The sequence below is a fragment of the Streptomyces sp. NPDC050549 genome, from assembly GCF_040655035.1.
Classification (GTDB): Bacteria; Actinomycetota; Actinomycetes; order Streptomycetales; family Streptomycetaceae; genus Streptomyces.
The window spans coordinates 72472-88014 of sequence record NZ_JBFAJD010000021.1; the positions used below are offsets into that span (position 1 = coordinate 72472).

14 protein-coding genes and 1 pseudogene are annotated in these 15543 nt (G+C 70.1%); 7 read left to right on the plus strand and 8 right to left on the minus strand.

Going from position 1 to position 15543, the window contains the following annotated elements; genetic code table 11:
• Nucleotides 1–113 precede the first annotated feature (113 nt).
• The gene (locus AB0I51_RS28085; RefSeq protein ID WP_362979732.1) at nt 114–1130 is read left to right on the plus strand and encodes a bile acid:sodium symporter family protein; all 1017 of its coding nucleotides are present in this window, start codon (nt 114–116) and stop codon (nt 1128–1130) included.
• Here the strand turns inward: AB0I51_RS28085 and AB0I51_RS28090 are convergent.
• From AB0I51_RS28090 to AB0I51_RS28100, 3 genes are all read right to left on the minus strand, one after another.
• Nucleotides 1063–2301 carry a hypothetical protein gene (locus AB0I51_RS28090; RefSeq protein WP_362979734.1) on the minus strand — a complete coding sequence of 413 codons (1239 nt, stop codon included), beginning with the start codon at nt 2299–2301 and terminating at the stop codon, nt 1063–1065. The two genes, AB0I51_RS28085 and AB0I51_RS28090, sit on opposite strands and share 68 nt — an antisense overlap.
• A 10-nt stretch (nt 2302–2311) precedes the next feature.
• Nucleotides 2312–4183, minus strand: a complete 1872-nt coding sequence (locus tag AB0I51_RS28095; RefSeq protein WP_362979736.1) for a sialidase family protein — start codon at nt 4181–4183, stop codon at nt 2312–2314.
• A 156-nt stretch (nt 4184–4339) separates the two neighbouring features.
• Nucleotides 4340–5257, minus strand: a complete 918-nt coding sequence (locus AB0I51_RS28100) for an NADP-dependent oxidoreductase (protein ID WP_362979738.1) — start codon at nt 5255–5257, stop codon at nt 4340–4342.
• A 93-nt stretch (nt 5258–5350) separates the two neighbouring features.
• Here AB0I51_RS28100 and AB0I51_RS28105 point away from each other — a divergent pair, with 93 nt between their 5' ends.
• Both AB0I51_RS28105 and AB0I51_RS28110 read left to right on the plus strand, forming a co-directional pair.
• On the plus strand, nt 5351–5788 hold the full coding sequence (locus AB0I51_RS28105; protein WP_362979740.1) for a MarR family winged helix-turn-helix transcriptional regulator: 438 nt from the start codon (nt 5351–5353) through the stop codon (nt 5786–5788).
• A gap of 19 nt (nt 5789–5807) precedes the next feature.
• Nucleotides 5808–6356: an isochorismatase family protein gene (locus AB0I51_RS28110; RefSeq protein WP_362979742.1), complete on the plus strand. Its 549-nt coding sequence runs from the start codon at nt 5808–5810 to the stop codon at nt 6354–6356.
• Nucleotides 6357–6884: 528 nt separating this feature from the next.
• Here AB0I51_RS28110 and fdhD read toward each other — a convergent pair.
• The 3 genes and pseudogenes from fdhD to AB0I51_RS28125 all read right to left on the minus strand — a co-directional run bounded on the left by fdhD (nt 6885) and on the right by AB0I51_RS28125 (nt 8897).
• Entirely contained in the window at nt 6885–7733 is an 849-nt protein-coding gene (fdhD, locus tag AB0I51_RS28115) for a formate dehydrogenase accessory sulfurtransferase FdhD (RefSeq protein WP_362979744.1), read from the minus strand.
• 7 nt (nt 7734–7740) lie between these two features.
• Nucleotides 7741–7896: pseudogene (locus tag AB0I51_RS28120) on the minus strand (Fe-S-binding domain-containing protein); the annotation flags it as partial.
• A gap of 29 nt (nt 7897–7925) precedes the next feature.
• Entirely contained in the window at nt 7926–8897 is a 972-nt protein-coding gene (locus AB0I51_RS28125) for a 2-dehydropantoate 2-reductase (RefSeq protein WP_362979746.1), read from the minus strand.
• 260 nt (nt 8898–9157) lie between these two features.
• On the opposite strand from AB0I51_RS28125, the gene AB0I51_RS28130 reads away from it, so the two are divergent.
• The 4 genes from AB0I51_RS28130 (at nt 9158) to AB0I51_RS28145 (ending at nt 12526) form a co-directional block, all read left to right on the plus strand.
• On the plus strand, nt 9158–10489 hold the full coding sequence (locus tag AB0I51_RS28130; RefSeq protein WP_362979748.1) for an OFA family MFS transporter: 1332 nt from the start codon (nt 9158–9160) through the stop codon (nt 10487–10489).
• Complete coding sequence (locus AB0I51_RS28135; RefSeq protein WP_362979750.1) at nt 10458–10592, plus strand: hypothetical protein; 135 nt, start codon at nt 10458–10460, stop codon at nt 10590–10592. Before AB0I51_RS28130 ends, AB0I51_RS28135 begins: the two co-directional genes overlap by 32 nt.
• 149 nt (nt 10593–10741) lie before the next feature.
• Nucleotides 10742–11680 carry a beta-ketoacyl-ACP synthase III gene (locus tag AB0I51_RS28140; RefSeq protein ID WP_362979752.1) on the plus strand — a complete coding sequence of 313 codons (939 nt, stop codon included), beginning with the start codon at nt 10742–10744 and terminating at the stop codon, nt 11678–11680.
• A 168-nt stretch (nt 11681–11848) separates the two neighbouring features.
• Nucleotides 11849–12526, plus strand: a complete 678-nt coding sequence (locus tag AB0I51_RS28145) for a GntR family transcriptional regulator (protein WP_362979875.1) — start codon at nt 11849–11851, stop codon at nt 12524–12526.
• Nucleotides 12527–12643: 117 nt separating this feature from the next.
• Here the strand turns inward: AB0I51_RS28145 and AB0I51_RS28150 are convergent, their stop codons facing one another.
• Entirely contained in the window at nt 12644–14041 is a 1398-nt protein-coding gene (locus AB0I51_RS28150) for an OFA family MFS transporter (RefSeq protein ID WP_362979754.1), read from the minus strand.
• Nucleotide 14042: 1 nt separating this feature from the next.
• Complete coding sequence (locus AB0I51_RS28155; protein ID WP_362979756.1) at nt 14043–15431, minus strand: OFA family MFS transporter; 1389 nt, start codon at nt 15429–15431, stop codon at nt 14043–14045.
• Nucleotides 15432–15543: the final 112 nt, after the last annotated feature.

The window sequence follows — 15543 nt, forward strand, 5'->3', positions numbered from 1 at the left end:
ATTCCCGATCAAGAGGCGGAAGAGGACGATGGGGAGGGCACAGGTCCGCGCCGGACGGCGGACGCACAGCGAGACGGTGGAGCACAGTGAAACGCCTGCGACGGCCCAGTCGGATGCCGATCGACCCCTACATCCTGCTGCTCCTCGGGACAGTGGGCGTCGCCGCACTCCTCCCCGCCAAAGGCACCGGCGCCGACATCGCGTCCGGCGCCTCCACGGCCGCCATCGCCTTCCTCTTCTTCCTCTACGGCGCCCGCCTCTCGACCCGCGAGGCACTCGACGGCCTCAAGCACTGGCGACTGCACACCACCGTCCTGGCCTGTACCTTCCTCGTCTTCCCGCTGCTCGGCCTGGCCGCCCGCGGCCTCGTCCCGGTGCTCCTGACCCACCCCCTCTACCAGGGGCTGCTCTTCCTCACCCTCGTCCCGTCGACCGTCCAGTCCTCGATCGCGTTCACCTCGATCGCGCGCGGCAACGTGCCCGCGGCGATCTGCGCCGGCTCCTTCTCCTCCCTCGCGGGCATCGTCGTCACCCCGCTGCTCGCCGCCGCCCTCCTCGGCGGCAACGCGGGCGGCTTCTCCGCCGACTCCCTCGTCAAGATCGTGCTGCAGCTCCTCGTGCCGTTCCTCGCCGGGCAGCTGCTGCGGCGCTGGATCGGCGGCTTCATCACCCGGCACAAGAAGGTCCTCGGCTACGTCGACCGCGGCTCGATCCTCCTCGTCGTCTACACCGCGTTCAGCGAGGGCATGGTCCAGGGCATCTGGCACCAGGTCAGCGCGCTGCGCCTGGCCGGACTGCTAGCCGTGGAAGCCGTCATCCTCGCCGTGATGCTCACCCTGACCTGGTACGGCGGCAAGGCGCTCCGCTTCGACCGTGAGGACCGGATCGCCATCCAGTTCGCCGGGTCGAAGAAGTCCCTCGCCTCCGGACTGCCCATGGCCAGCGTCCTGTTCGGCGCCCACGCCTCCCTCGCCGTACTGCCGCTGATGCTCTTCCACCAGATGCAGCTGATGGTGTGCGCGGTCATCGCCAAGCGCCGCGCCCGCGATCCGCAGCCCGAGGTCACCGGGACGGCGCCCCCAACCGCAGGGTCACGAACCGAGGCCGGTACAGCGACACGTTCCGGCTGAGGTTCCAGGCGGCCGAAGTGGCGGTCGGATCCAGCCAGTTGACGTCGTAACTGAGCACGATCCGCCCGTCGCCGCGGAGCGCCGGATGCACCTGCGGGTTGTAGGCGGCGACCTGCCCGGCCGGCAGTGGCGGGCTGAATCCCCGGGCCGGCCCGTGCCAAGGCCCGACGGGCGAACAGGCCCAGTACGAGGTCACGGTGGTCAGCCCCCGGCTGCCCGCCGCCATCGTGAACAGGACGTACGTCCCACCGTCCCGCAGCACCGAGAACGCGCTCCCCACACCGGTGTGCCGACCGTCCCCGAGCACCGCCCGCGGCCCGGCCCGGGCCGTCCACGCCGAACCGTCCCAGTACTCCCAGGCACCCGGCTCCCCGAGCCGTCCCTCCGGTACCCGCGCCGCATACGCCGAGGACGTCGGCCGGGCCGCCGCCTGCGCGTCGTTCCCGCCGAAGACATACGTCCACCCGCCCACCGCGACCAGCGTCGTCCCGAACTGCACCCGCCGGGACGGGTCCTGGACCAGCTGCTGGTCGAAGACCTTCGCGATCGACTCCACCCGCAGGTCCGGCAGCGACAGCGTGGCCACCTCGGTAGCCGTCGGCACCCCGTAGATCCACGGATACGCCCCCGCCGTCCGCGTCCACAGCAGCACCCGTACGACGGACTCGGCCGAGCCGGGGGAGCGGGGCTCGACGCGGGCCGCCACCGGCCAACGCCACTCGTTCGGGCCCGGATCGGGGAACAGCGGGGCAGGAAGTGTGAATTGGGGGTGTCCGTCGCGCATCACCACCGCCGAGTTGCGCACCAGCGGCGCCGTGGTGTCCCGCCAGACGTACGACTCGCCGACCGGGTTGGGCGGTCCGTGCACCTGGCCGAGATAGGTGTCGGAGAACAGCCACAGCACCCGCCCGTCCGGCAGCCGCACCGAGTGGGTGCCGTCGCCGCCGGTCCAGTCGTCGGAGCGGGTCGCGTCGTCGCCGTACGCGGCGAAGGAGTCGGTGAGCCGTGCGTCGGCCGACCAGGAGCGCACCGCACGGGCCCCGCACGCGCCGCCGCCCTCCCGGTCGTGGTCCTTCGGGAGGGCGGTGAGCAGCACGGCCGCGAGAGCCAGGGTCAGCAACAGGCCGACCCCGGCTCCCGTCCGCTGTCGTGCTCGTCGGTCCTCGGGCACGCCCGGGACGTTAGTGGCTGCCGCTCACCCGGTCCATGGGCAGCCACAGAACGGTCCCCGCGGCCGGCGGCTGCTGGGCGGTCAGCTCGTCGTCCGTCAACAGCCGGTCCCAGACGTGGACTTCGTCGAGGGACCCGGTGAAGTACTGCAGACTGTCCACCCGTTGGCCGAGGTGCACGCCGAACGGCGAGTTGCGGCTCACGGAACCCGTCACATCCGCCGTGCTCACGGTCGTTCCGTCCACGGACAGCGTCAACTGCCCTCCCCCGCGCCGCACTACGGCGTGATGCCACTGCCCGTCGTTGTAGGCGCCGGCGGTCACCACGGAGGTGGTGCGGACGGCCGTCGCACCCTCCCGGGTGGTGATCAGCGCCCGGACGTGATTGCCGGCGGGCTCACCGCGCAGCCACACCTGAGGCTGGCTGGTGCCGACCCCGCCCATCCACAGGAACGGCTGGTCGCCGGTCGTCGCGGTGTACCGGAACCAGAGAGAAACGGTGAAGTCCTTTGTCCCCAGGGGCAGTCGGTCGCTGTACGGCAGACGTACGGCGTCGTCGACACCGTCGAAGGACAGGGCGCCGCCCGACACGCCGTCCGTCTCCCGGGCGCCGCCGAGCACGGCCGCCCGCCCGGCGTGCGGGGCCAGGTCGGCGGTCGTCGGGTCCGGGCCGCGACGCGGTTGCAGCCAGGCCTCGCCGAAGCGGGCGAAACGGATCTCGTCCGTCGCCGACACGGCACCGCCCTCGTAGAGCAGCCCCACCGTGTCCCCGTCCATGCGCGCCATGTCGGAGTAGCCGGACCAGTCCTTCGTCACCACCGTGCCGCGGTCCACGCTGTCCCAGGTGCGCCCGCCGTCGTAGGAGGACCGGATCATCATCGTCCGGCGCCGGTCGGGATCCGCGTCGCAGGCCAGCAGGATCCGGGAGCCGAGACCGAGCGTGGAGCACTGGACCTGCGGGGCGTACAGGCCGGGCAGGTCGCGGAAGGGCGCGGTGAAGCTGTCGCCGCCGTCGCGGCTGACCGCCTGGGTGCGGTGGCCGAGGTCGGTGCCGTCCTGCTCACGGCCGCTCACCAGAATCGAACCGTCGGTGCGCTCGGTCATCGTCAGCTCGGACGGCTTCTGCCGCCAGGTCCCGTCGGCCGCGACGGGGTACGAGTCGGTGGCACCGACCCTCCAGTGGTCGCCGCCGTCGTCGCTCACGATCAGCGCCGCGTTGTTCGCGGTGACCCGAATCCCGTCCCAGGTCTCGGTGTTGACGCCGAACACCAGCCGGCCCCGGTGCTTGCCCCGGGTGAGCTGGATGCCGTGCACGGGGCCGGTGGCGTACCAGGAGTTCCAGTTCGGGGGCAGGATCTCGTCGCTCAGGTCACGCGGCTTCGACCAGGTGAGGCCGTCGTCGTCGCTGTACTGCAGATGCGGGGTGCGGTCGCAGGGGACCGAGCAACTGGCGCTGTCCGTACGGCCCGTGTTGTACGTCTCGGCGAGCAGGATCCGGCCCGTCTCGCGGTCCACGACGGGCGCCGGGTTGCCGTGGGTGTCGCCGCCGCCGTGGTTGACGACCTGCAGCGGGCTCCAGGTGACGCCGTCGTCGGTGGAGCGTTTGACGACGATGTCGATGTCGGCGGCGTCACCGCAGTTGAGGACCCGGCCCTCGGCGAACGCGAGCAGCGTCCCGTCGTTCGTCCGCACGACGGCCGGGATCCGGAAGCAGGCGTAGCCCGGGTCCTGGGACGTCTTGAAGAGGACCTGCTGATCGAACTCGGCTGCGGGGGAGGTGGGTTGAGCGGTGGCGTGCGCGGGGCCGGGGAGCATGAGCAGCGCGGCCAGGGTGAGTGCGGCGGTGAGGGAGGATCTCAGACGTGTGCGAAGACTTGACGGCATGGCGGTGCGACCTGCCCTTCATTCGTCTTTACATCCGGACATCCCATGTCCAATGGACACGCCACAGACGTTAGTCGGGGCATCCGGAGCCTCACAAGAAGCGTGCAGTGGTCGGAGTCACGGAAGTTGACGGTGTATCGGGGACCGGTCGGTTTCTCAGGGCCGCAGCACGACCTTGCCCAAGTTGCTCCGCGACTCGACCACCTCGTGCGCCTTCGCCGCCTCCGCGAGCCCGAACTCCCCGTGCACGAAAGGCTTCAGGGCACCCTCGGCGAACAACTGCCACAGCTCCCGCTGCCACCGCTCGTACAACTCCGGCCTCCCGCGCGCGATCCGCGCCATCTGGAACCCGATCACGGACTTGGCGCCCACGAGAAGGTCGTACGCCCGGATCGTCCCGCCGCCCGAGCTGTACGCCACGAGCCGCCCGCCCGGGGCGAGCGCCGCGACCGCCGGTGCGAGCAACTCGCCGCCCACCGCGTCGAGTACGCAGTCGACGGGCTCGACCGAGCCCAACGCGTCGTAGGTGATCACCTCGTCGGCACCCAGGGCGCGCACGAAGTCGCCCTTCGCCGGATCGGAGACCGCGCCCACCACCCGCCCCGCACCCCGTACCCTCGCCAACTGCACGGCGAGATGGCCGACTCCGCTCGCCTCGGCCGTGATCAGCACGGCCTCGCCGGGCTCGGGCCGGGCCGCGTCCAGCGCGCCGAGCGCCACCAGACCGCTGCGGACGAGCGCGACCGCGTCGACGGTGGAGGCGGTGTCGGGCACGGGGGAGGCCACGGCCTCGTGGAGGACGGTGAAGTCGGCGTAACCGTGCCCGAAGCACAGCCCCGTCACGCGCTCGCCCACCCGGAAGCGGGTCACGCCCTGTCCTACGGCGACCACCTCGCCCGCGATCTCGCCGCCCAGCGGGATCGGCTCGGCCGCCTCGGAGACCTTGCGGACGACGGGCAGGGTGACCCCGACCGTCTCGGCGCGCACGAGGAGCTCACCGGGGCCCGGCTCGGGGACGGGGGCCTCCTCCAGGAACAGCGGACCGCCGGCGGATCCGTACCGGACGCGACGCATCGCACCTCCAGAAAGCTTCGAGGATCGTTGGGAAGCCCAATGATATTCACGACTTCATTGGGAAGTCCAACGACTTTTCGCTAGGCTGCCCCCATGGCCGAAGCACCCCTCCCCGCGATCCGCTCCCTCCCCAGCTGGCTCCTCGGCCGGGCCGCCGCCCGCGGCCGCGCCCTCGTCGCCGACGCCCTGGCCGCCGAAGGGCTCAAGATGTGGCACCACGTGGTCCTCTCCGCCGTCCGCGACCTCGCCCCCGTCGCCCAGGCCGACCTCGGCCGCGGCGTCGGGCTCGACCCCAAGGACCTCGTCGGCGTCCTCAACGACCTCCAGGCCGCACACCTCGTCGTCCGCGAACCGGACCCGAAGGACCGCCGCAAGAACGCGGTGTCGCTCACCGCGGAGGGCGCACGACTGCTGAAGCGCTGCGAGAAGGCGGCCCGCGAGGCCAACGACCGGCTCCTCGCCCCGCTGACGGTGGCCGAACGCGACCGGTTCATGGACCTGTTGATCCGGATCTCCGGTACGGACGGCTGACGGGAGCTAACGTTCCGTCATGACCCCACCGCAGACTCCCGAACCCTGGCTCGCCCTCGACCCCGCGCGCACCGCACTGGTCCTCGTCGACCTGATGGACCGCATCGTCGCGCTGCCGCTCGAACCGTACAAGGGCACCGAAGTCCTCGCCGTGGCGCAGGAGTTGGCCGCCGCCTTCCGCTCCGCCGGAGCGCCCGTCGTAATGATCCGGGTCGAACGCCCCGGCGTCACCGAACAGCCCTCCGGCAGCGGACTCGCCGCCGGACTGGCACGGGAGAGCGACCTGGAGATCGTGAAACGGACGATCGGCGGCTTCCAGGGCACGGGACTTGACGAGCGCCTGCGCCAACGGGGCGTCGACACCCTGGTGTTCGGCGGCATCGCCACCAACCTCGGCGTGGAGTCCACCGCCCGCGCCGCCGGAGACCTCGGCTACCAACTCGTCTTCGTCGAGGACGCCATGAGCGCGCTCACCGAGGCCGAACACCAGGCGTCGGTCAGACTCGACTTCCCACGGCTGGGGTCGGTCGTGGCGGCGACGGAGGTGGGTTTCACGCCGCGAGGCTGAGACGCCCCGTGCTCAAGGCGGTCGAGAAGTGCGGCCCGGCCGTCGGACGAGCACGGTGCCGCCGTCCACGACCACCGTCGAACCGTGCTGTATCCGCCGCGCATCAGACACGGATACGCCTTGGCGCCATCGGACGGCTCGCCGATGCCGCCGACCGCGAGCGCCCCCGGCAACCCCTCCCGGTGCTTCCCGGGCAACTCCCGCCACAGCTCGGTGCGCACCACGCCGGGCGCGACCACGTCGACCCGCAGCGGCGCCGGCTCCAGGGCCGGCGTCCGGGCCGGCGACTCCGTCGCCGAGCAGTACTCCCGCCCCGACATCACCTGCGACCCCGTGACCGACGCCGAACCCGACGAGGTGATCCTCGCCCGGGAGACCACCCGCCGCTCACCTCACGTCACGGCGTTCGTCCGGGCCGCGCAAGGCGTGGCGAGTCCGGGCCGAGTCCGGGCCGAGGCGGGGCCCCTGCGGCGCAGGGGGCGCTCCCCGCCGGCCGGGGCCCCGCCGCCGTGCCGCGGGACGAGGGCGTCAGCCCTGGGCGGCCGCGGCCCGCAGGGCGATGCGGTCCTCGCCCGCGTACACGTTCATGTTGCTGCCGCGCAGAAAGCCCACCAGGGTCAGACCCGTCTCCGCCGCCAGGTCCACGGCCAGCGACGAGGGCGCCGACACCGCCGCCAGCACCGGGATCCCGGCCATCACGGCCTTCTGCGCCAGCTCGAAGGAGGCCCGGCCGGAGACGAGCAGGATCACCCGGGACAGCGGCAGGTCCCCGTTCTGCAGGGCACGGCCGACCAGCTTGTCGACCGCGTTGTGCCGGCCCACGTCCTCCCGTACGTCCAGCAGCTCGCCCTCCTCGCTGAACAGGGCCGCCGCGTGCAGACCCCCGGTCCGGTCGAAGACCCGCTGGGCCGCGCGCAGCCGGTCGGGGAGGCTCGCCAGCAGCGCGGGCTCGACACGGACCGGGGGAGTGTCGGCGATCGGCCAGCGGGTCGTCGTACGGACCGCGTCCAGGCTCGCCTTGCCGCACAGACCGCACGAGGACGTCGTATACACGTTCCGCTCCAGCGTGATGTCCGGAATCACCACGTCCGGAGCGGTCCGCACGTCGACCACGTTGTAGGTGTTCGACCCGTCGACCGTCGCCCCCGCGCAGTAGACGATGTTCCGCAGATCGTGTGCAGTCGCCAGTACACCTTCGCTGACCAGGAACCCGGCCGCGAGCGCGAAGTCGTCGCCCGGTGTCCGCATGGTGATGGCGAGGGGTTTGCCGTTGAGGCGGATCTCCAGAGGTTCCTCGGCGACGAGCGTGTCCGGACGGCTGGAGACCGCGCCGTCGCGGATCCGGATCACCTTGCGTCGTTCCGTGACTCGTCCCATGTCCTGATCAGCCCCGGTTCTGTACGTGCTGGTGGCCGAAACGGCCCTTGATGCGGAGGATGCCGTGGGCCACCGGGCCGCCGTGCGACGAGATGACCTTCACGATCCCATTGTCCTGCACGCGCCGAGCGAGGTCGCCGCCCGCTCCGCGGTACGCGCACAGCGGGGCGGCCGCGGCACCGCTCGATCTCCTCACGCGGCGCTCCTCAGCGCGAGCAGGTCCGAGATGGCGTGCACGGTGCGCAGGGTCGGCACCTCCACACCGGTGATCTCCGCCAACTCGACGACGGCCGCGAGCAGTACGTCGAGTTCGAGCGGCTTGCCGCGCTCCAGGTCCTGGAGCGTCGAGGTGCGGTGGTCGCCGACGCGCTCCGCGCCCGCGAGCCGCCGCTCGATGGAGACGCCGACCTCGCAGCCCAGGGCCTCGGCCACCGACAATGTCTCCGTCATCATGATCTCGATGACCCTGCGGGTGCCGCCGTGCAGACACATCTGCCGCATCGTGGCGCGGGCCAGCGCGCTGATCGGGTTGAAGGAGATGTTGCCGAGCAGCTTGAGCCAGATGTCGTTGCGCAGCTCCGGCTCGACCGGGCACTTCAACCCGCCCGCCTGCATCGCCTCGCTCAGCGCGAGACAGCGCGCCGAGACGCTCCGGTCGGGCTCCCCGATCGAGAACCGGGTGCCTTCGAGATGGCGCACAACTCCCGGGCCCGCGAGCTCCGTTGCCGCGTAGACGACACAGCCCACGGCCCGCTGGGGCGCGAGCACCGCACTGACCGCGCCGCCCGGGTCCACACTCTCGACGCGCTGCCCGTCGTAGGGGCCGCCGTGCGCGTGGAAGTACCACCACGGGATCCCGTTCTGGGCCGCCACCACCGCCGTGGTGTCGTGCAGCAGGGGCTCGATGAGCGGCCCGCACGCCGCGTACGAGTTGGCCTTCAGGCCGAGGAGGACGAAGTCGACCGGGCCGATCTCCGCCGGGTCGTCGGTGGCATGGGCGCGGACGGTGAAGTCGCCGCGCGGGCTGAGGACCTGGACGCCGTGCTGCCTCATGGCCGCGAGATGCGGTCCACGGGCGACGAGATGCACATCGGCGCCCGCTCGGTGGAGCGCGGCGCCGACATAGGCGCCGATCGCACCGGCGCCGAGGACTGCGACTTTCACTGGGACTCTCCGTTCGGTCGAGGGAGTACCGCGGAGGTGGCTGCCGTCCCGTTGGGGCGGACGGCGCCGAACAGTATCGAAGAGTGTCGACGAAATATTGTCTACAGTATGGAGTCGGGAGTCGGCAAGGGTTCGGACAGTGACCGTTGCGTCAGCGACCGTTGTGTCAACGACCGTTCGGCGCACTCTGCATACCGCTCATCGCATACGGCGACGCGCCGCCTTCTCAACTCCCTTGCCACTCCCTACCGTCCGGGATCATGAGTCCCCCAGTAGCACCCCCGGCGTGGAGCCGCTGGCTGGTTCCCCCCGCCGCCCTCTCGGTGCACCTCTCCATCGGCCAGGCCTACGCCTGGAGCGTCTTCAAGCCGCCGCTCGAATCCTCACTGAACCTCAGCGGCACACAGAGCGCGCTGCCCTTCCAGCTCGCCATCGTCATGCTCGGCCTCTCGGCCGCGTTCGGCGGCACCCTCGTCGAACGCAACGGACCGCGCTGGGCGATGACCGTCGCCCTCGTCTGCTTCTCCTCCGGCTTCCTGATCTCCGCGCTCGGCGCGGAGACGAAGCAGTTCTGGCTGATCGTCCTCGGCTACGGCTTCGTCGGCGGCATCGGCCTCGGCATCGGCTACATCTCACCGGTCTCGACCCTGATCAAGTGGTTCCCGGACCGGCCCGGCATGGCCACCGGCATCGCCATCATGGGCTTCGGCGGCGGCGCACTCATCGCCTCCCCGTGGTCCGCCCAGATGCTGAAGTCCTTCGGCGCCGACAACACCGGCATCGCGCAGACCTTCCTCGTACTCGGTCTTTCGTATGCGGTCTTCATGACCCTCGGCGTGCTGCTCGTCCGGGTGCCGCGCACGGAGAAGCCCGTCGAGAACGCCCCCAGCGTCCTCTCCGGCGTACAGGTCTCCGCCAACAGCGCCGTGCGCACCCCGCAGTTCTGGTGCCTGTGGGTCGTCCTGTGCATGAACGTGACCGCGGGCATCGGCATCCTGGAGAAGGCCGCCCCGATGATCACGGACTTCTTCGCGGACACCTCCACACCGGTCACGGTGTCGGCCGCCGCCGGCTTCGTCGCGCTGCTCTCCGCGGCCAACATGGCGGGCCGTATCGGCTGGTCGTCGACCTCCGACCTGATCGGCCGCAAGAACATCTACCGCGTCTACCTCGGCGCCGGCGCGGTCATGTACGCGCTCATCGCACTGTTCGGCGACTCCTCGAAGCCGCTGTTCATCCTGTGCGCGCTCGTCATCCTCTCCTTCTACGGCGGCGGCTTCGCGACGGTACCCGCGTACCTCAAGGACCTCTTCGGGACCTACCAGGTCGGCGCGATCCACGGCCGGCTCCTCACCGCCTGGTCCCTGGCCGGCGTCCTCGGACCGCTGATCGTGAACTGGATCGCCGACCACCAGAAGGCCGCCGGCAAACACGGCGCCTCCCTCTACGGCACCTCCTTCATCATCATGATCGGGCTGCTCGTCATCGGCTTCGTCGCCAACGAACTCGTCCGCCCCGTCGACGCCCGCCACCACATCCCCGCCCCGAGGGAGGCCGCAGATGTCGAACGACAGCACTCAGAGCCCGCCTGACCGACGGCCGCTGATCGCCTTCGCCTGGCTCTGGGTCGGCGCACCCCTCGTCTACGGCCTCTACGAACTGATCCTCAAGGCGAAGCAGCTGTTCACCGGCTGAATGTTCGGGCGACACCGTCAACCGCGGAACGGATGACGGAAGCCGACAACCCGGACGGCAGTTTCCTGTGGCATCACCTGCCGTCGTACCCGCGAGTCACTGGCAAGACTGGTGGATCCCGCTACCCAAGGCAACGAGGGGGACCACCCATGAACGGCACGCGGATCGCCGCCGTCGGCCACTACCAGCCCGCCAAGGTACTCACCAACGAGGACCTGGCGGGCATGGTCGACACCAGTGACGAGTGGATCACCTCCCGGGTCGGCATCCGGACCCGTCACATCGCCGGCCCCGACGAGCCGGTCGACGAGCTGGCCGCGCACGCCGCCGCCAAGGCCCTGGCCGCCGCAGGACTGACGCCCGGGGACATCGACCTCGTCCTGGTCGCCACCTCCACGGCCATCGACCGCTCCCCGAACATGGCCGCCCGCGTCGCCGCCCGCCTCGGCATCCCCTCGCCCGCCGCCATGGACGTCAACGTCGTGTGCGCCGGCTTCACCCACGCCCTGGCCACCGCCGACCACGCCGTCCGCGCGGGAGCGGCCGTACGGGCCCTGGTCATCGGTGCCGACAAGATGTCCGAGGTCACCGACTGGACCGACCGCACGACCTGCGTCCTCGTCGGCGACGGAGCGGGAGCCGCCGTCGTCGAGGCCGCCGACGAACCCGGCATCGGACCGGTCCTGTGGGGATCCGTGCCCGAGATGGGCCACGCGGTACGGATCGAGGGCACGCCCCCGCGCTTCGCCCAGGAGGGCCAGAGCGTCTACCGCTGGGCCACCACCCAGCTCCCGCCGATCGCCCGCAAGGCCTGCGAGAAGGCCGGCCTGACCCCCGCCGACCTCGCAGGCGTCGTCCTCCACCAGGCGAACCTGCGCATCATCGAGCCCCTCGCCGAGAAGATCGGCGCCGTCAACGCGGTCGTCGCCCGCGATGTCGTCCAATCGGGCAACACCTCCGCCGCCAGCATCCCCCTCGCGTTCTCGAAGCTCGTCGAACAGGGTGCCGTCCGCACCGGCGACCCGGTCCTGCTGTTCGGCTTCGGCGGGAATCTTTCCTACGCCGGCCAGGTCGTCCGGTGCCCGTGACCTGTGGACACGCCCCGGTGTGCCTTCGGACGCACCCTCGGATGTGACGAGGCCGACTCCCACAGCTCCTGGCTACTGTGCACCGTAGACTGTAGACGAAAGACAATCGATACTTGGTCGTACGGCTACTGTCTGCAAAATGCCGGTGTTGCCCAGGAGGGGACCGTGATGTTGTCCGCAGGACTGCCGCAGGGAGCGGTGCCCAAGCTCGAACGCCCGGGCCCGCTGCGCGACCGTGTCTACGAGGCGCTGCTCGAACTCATCACCACGCGCGCCCTGCAGCCCGGCCAGCATCTCGTCGAGAGCGAACTCGCCGGGCACCTCGGAGTGTCCCGACAGCCCGTGCGGGAGGCGCTGCAGCGGCTCAACACCGAGGGCTGGGTCGATCTGCGGCCCGCCCAGGGCGCGTTCGTGCACGAGCCGACGGAGGAGGAGGCCGACCAACTCCTCACCGTACGAACCCTGTTGGAGGCCGAGGCCGCCCGCCTCGCCGCCGCCAACGCGGGCAAGGCGGGCATCGCCGTCCTGGAGGAGCTGTGCGCGGAGGGCGAGCGCGCCGTCGACGCCGACGACGTGGACGCCGCGGTCGCCATGAACGCCCGCTTCCACGCGAAGGTCATGGAGCTGGCCGGCAACGCGGTCCTCGCCGAACTCGCCGCGCAGGTGGACCGCCGGGTCCGCTGGTACTACACGCCGGTGGCCCGGCAGCGGGGGCTGACGTCCTGGATCGAGCACCGTCACCTGATCGACGCGATCGCGGCCCGCGACGAACTGCGCGCCGGCCTGCTGATGCGCGAACACACCGAGCACACCCGGCGGTCGTACCACGAGCGCGAGAAGTCCTGAGCTTCACAAGGCTCCTGACGCACCGACAGGTCAGAAGACGATGGCCCTCCCGCATCGAGGAGGGCCATCGGGTGGGTGCAGGTACATAGGTCTGAGTCGGTGCCTGGGGACGAACTGTCAGGTAGCCGGCTGCGGTTGGGGAACGGGCACCGACTCCCGGTCCCCGCGCCCCGGTTGGCGCAGCAGCAGCGCGATCGCCGCCGCCACCATCGAGACGCCACCGGCCAGCGCGTACGCCCCGTTGTAGCCCCAGGCCGCCACCACCATGGAGCCGAGGCCGCCGCCGAACAGGCCGCTGATGAGCTTGCCGCTGTACACCAGGCCGTAGTTGGTGGCGTTGAAGTTCTCGCCGAAGTAGTCCGGGGTCAGGGCGGCGAACATCGGGTAGAAAGCGCCGCCGCCGAAACCGGACAGGAACGCGAAGAACAGGAACAGCCACTCGCTGCGCAGATGGCCGGCCCAGATCACGCCGAACTGGGCGAGGCCCAGGACGACGATCACGAAGACCAGGGTGAGTCTGCGGCCCCACAGGTCGGACAGCCAGCCGACGACCGCTCGGCCGATGCCGTTGATGACGGCCATGACGCCCATCGAGGAGGCCGCCACCAGCGGGCCGAAACCCACGTCCTTCGCGAAGTCGACCTGGAAGGAGATCCCGAAGATCGACACCCCGGCGGTCAGTACGATCGACAGCCACATCAGCGGCAGCATGCCGGTGCGGATGGCCTCCTTGGGCGTGAACTGCCGTACGGCAGGGGGGTTCTTGACGAGGCTCGTCGCGCTCTTGTCGTTGCCGCCGTAGGCCAGCGGATCGATGTCGGCGGGCCACCAGTTCTTCGGCGGGTCCTTGAAGAAGAACGCGCACCCGAACACCACGATCAGGATGTAACAGCCGATCAGGTCCAGCACCCGGTGGTAATTCCCGGTGTCGAAGGCGTAGTTGAAGATGAAGATGAACGGCAGCGAACCGTACGCGAAGCCGCCGTTGACGAATCCGGTGCGGGCGCCCCGCCGTTCGGGGAACCACTTGCCGACCATGTTGATGCAGGTCGCGTAGACCAGGCCGGCGCCGATACCGCCGATCACGCCGAAGCCGATGATCGCCAGCCACACGTTGTCCAGGTGGGACAGCGCGAGGAAGCCGATCACGCACATGACGGAGCCGGCGTACATCGCCTTGCGGGCCGTGAGGACGCCCTTCTCCCGCAGCCAGCCCGCCGGGAAGGCGATGCCGGCCTGGAAGAAGACCCAAATGCTCAGGATCCAGAAGGTGTTGCTCTGCGTCCAGCCGTGCGCGCTGGACAGGGTGTCCTCCGCGGAGCCGTACGCGTACTCGAAGACACTGATCGCCATCATGGCGATCCACGGCAGATAGATCATGATCCTGCGTGAGTGGCCGAGGATGTCCCGGTCGGTCTCACCGACGCGGTACACGCGGCCGTTGGCGTCGGTCACTTCACGGTAGGGACGGTTCGCGGCGCCGGATTCGTTCGTGGTGATGGGATCTGCGGTCATGTCACGCCATCTCCTCGCCGAGCGGGTGCGGGTTGGGGACGACGCGCCGGGCGCTGGGCCTGCCCGGCGCCTTGAGGAAGAGCGCCAGCACCGCGGAGGCCAGGCCCACGGAACCGGCCAGCACGAACGCGCCGTGGTAGTCCCACTCACCGACGACGACCGCACCCAGACCGGAGCCGACGAGCCCCGAGATCAGCTTCGAGCTGTAGACCAACCCGTAGTTGCCGGCGTTGTGGTTCTCACCGAAGTAGTCCGCCGTCATGGCCGCGAACAGCGGGAAGATCGCCCCGCCGCCGAAACCCGAGACCATCGAGCAGAAGAGGAAGAACGGCATGCTGCCCATCTGGCCCGAGACCAGCACACCGAACTGCGCGGTACCCAGCACAGTGCATACGATGATCAGCGTGTGGCGGCGGCCGTAGCGGTCGGAGATCCAGCCGATGACACCGCGCCCGGTGCCGTTGACGATCGCCTTCAGGGACATCGCAGTGGCCACGATCCCGCCCGCGAATCCCATGTCCTTGCCGAAGGGCACCTGGAAGGCGATGCCGAAGATGTTGATGCCGGCCGTGCACAGCAGACAGAACCACATCATCCAGAGCACGGGCGTACGGGCGGCCTCCCTCGGGGTGTACTGCTTGACCGCCGGCGGGTTCTTCTCCAACGCCCGCCGGATCCTGGGGTCTTGGGCCGTACGGAGCGGATCGACGTGCGCGGGCCACCAGTTCTTCGGCGGATCTCGGAAGAACCAGCCCGCCGACGCCACCACCAGACACAGCCCGACACCGACCAGACTGAGCAGCAGCCTGTAGTTGCCCAGGTCCAGCACCGAGGTGAACAGGAACACGAACGGCACCGACCCGTACGCGAATCCGCCGTTCACGAAGCCCGTCTTGCCGCCCTTGCGCTCCGGATACCACTTGCCGACCATGTTCACGCAGGTCGCATACACAAGACCGGCGCCGATACCGCTGCACATACCGAATCCCAGGTACGCGACCAGCACATTCGGCGCGAACGCCAGCGCCAGATAGCCCAGCAGCGTGCCGAGCGCGCCGATCAACATGGCCGTACGGGCGGGAAGCCTGCCGCTCTCCCGCAACTGCCCGGCCGGAAAGGCCACGGCCGCCTGGAAGAACACCCAGACGCCCATCAGCCAGAAGATGTGCCCACTGCTCCACAGATGCGCGTCGTGGAGCGTGTCCTCCGCCGACGTGAACGCGTACTCGGCGGAACTGATGCCCATCATGCCCACCCAGGGCAGGACGACCATCCACTTGCGGGTACGGCCCATGAGGTCCACATCGGATTCCCCGATGCGGTACACGCGGCCGTGACGGTCCGTCACCTCCCTGAAAGGGACGGACGTCGAACAGTCCGTTGTTGCCATCGCTCAGTGCCCCTTGCGTCGAAAGTTCTGGCCAGCGCCCCCTGTCCAATGCCTTTCGTGTGCGCACGGGTCCCCGGGGCCGGCCGACCGCACTGTCGGCCGGCCCCGCCTC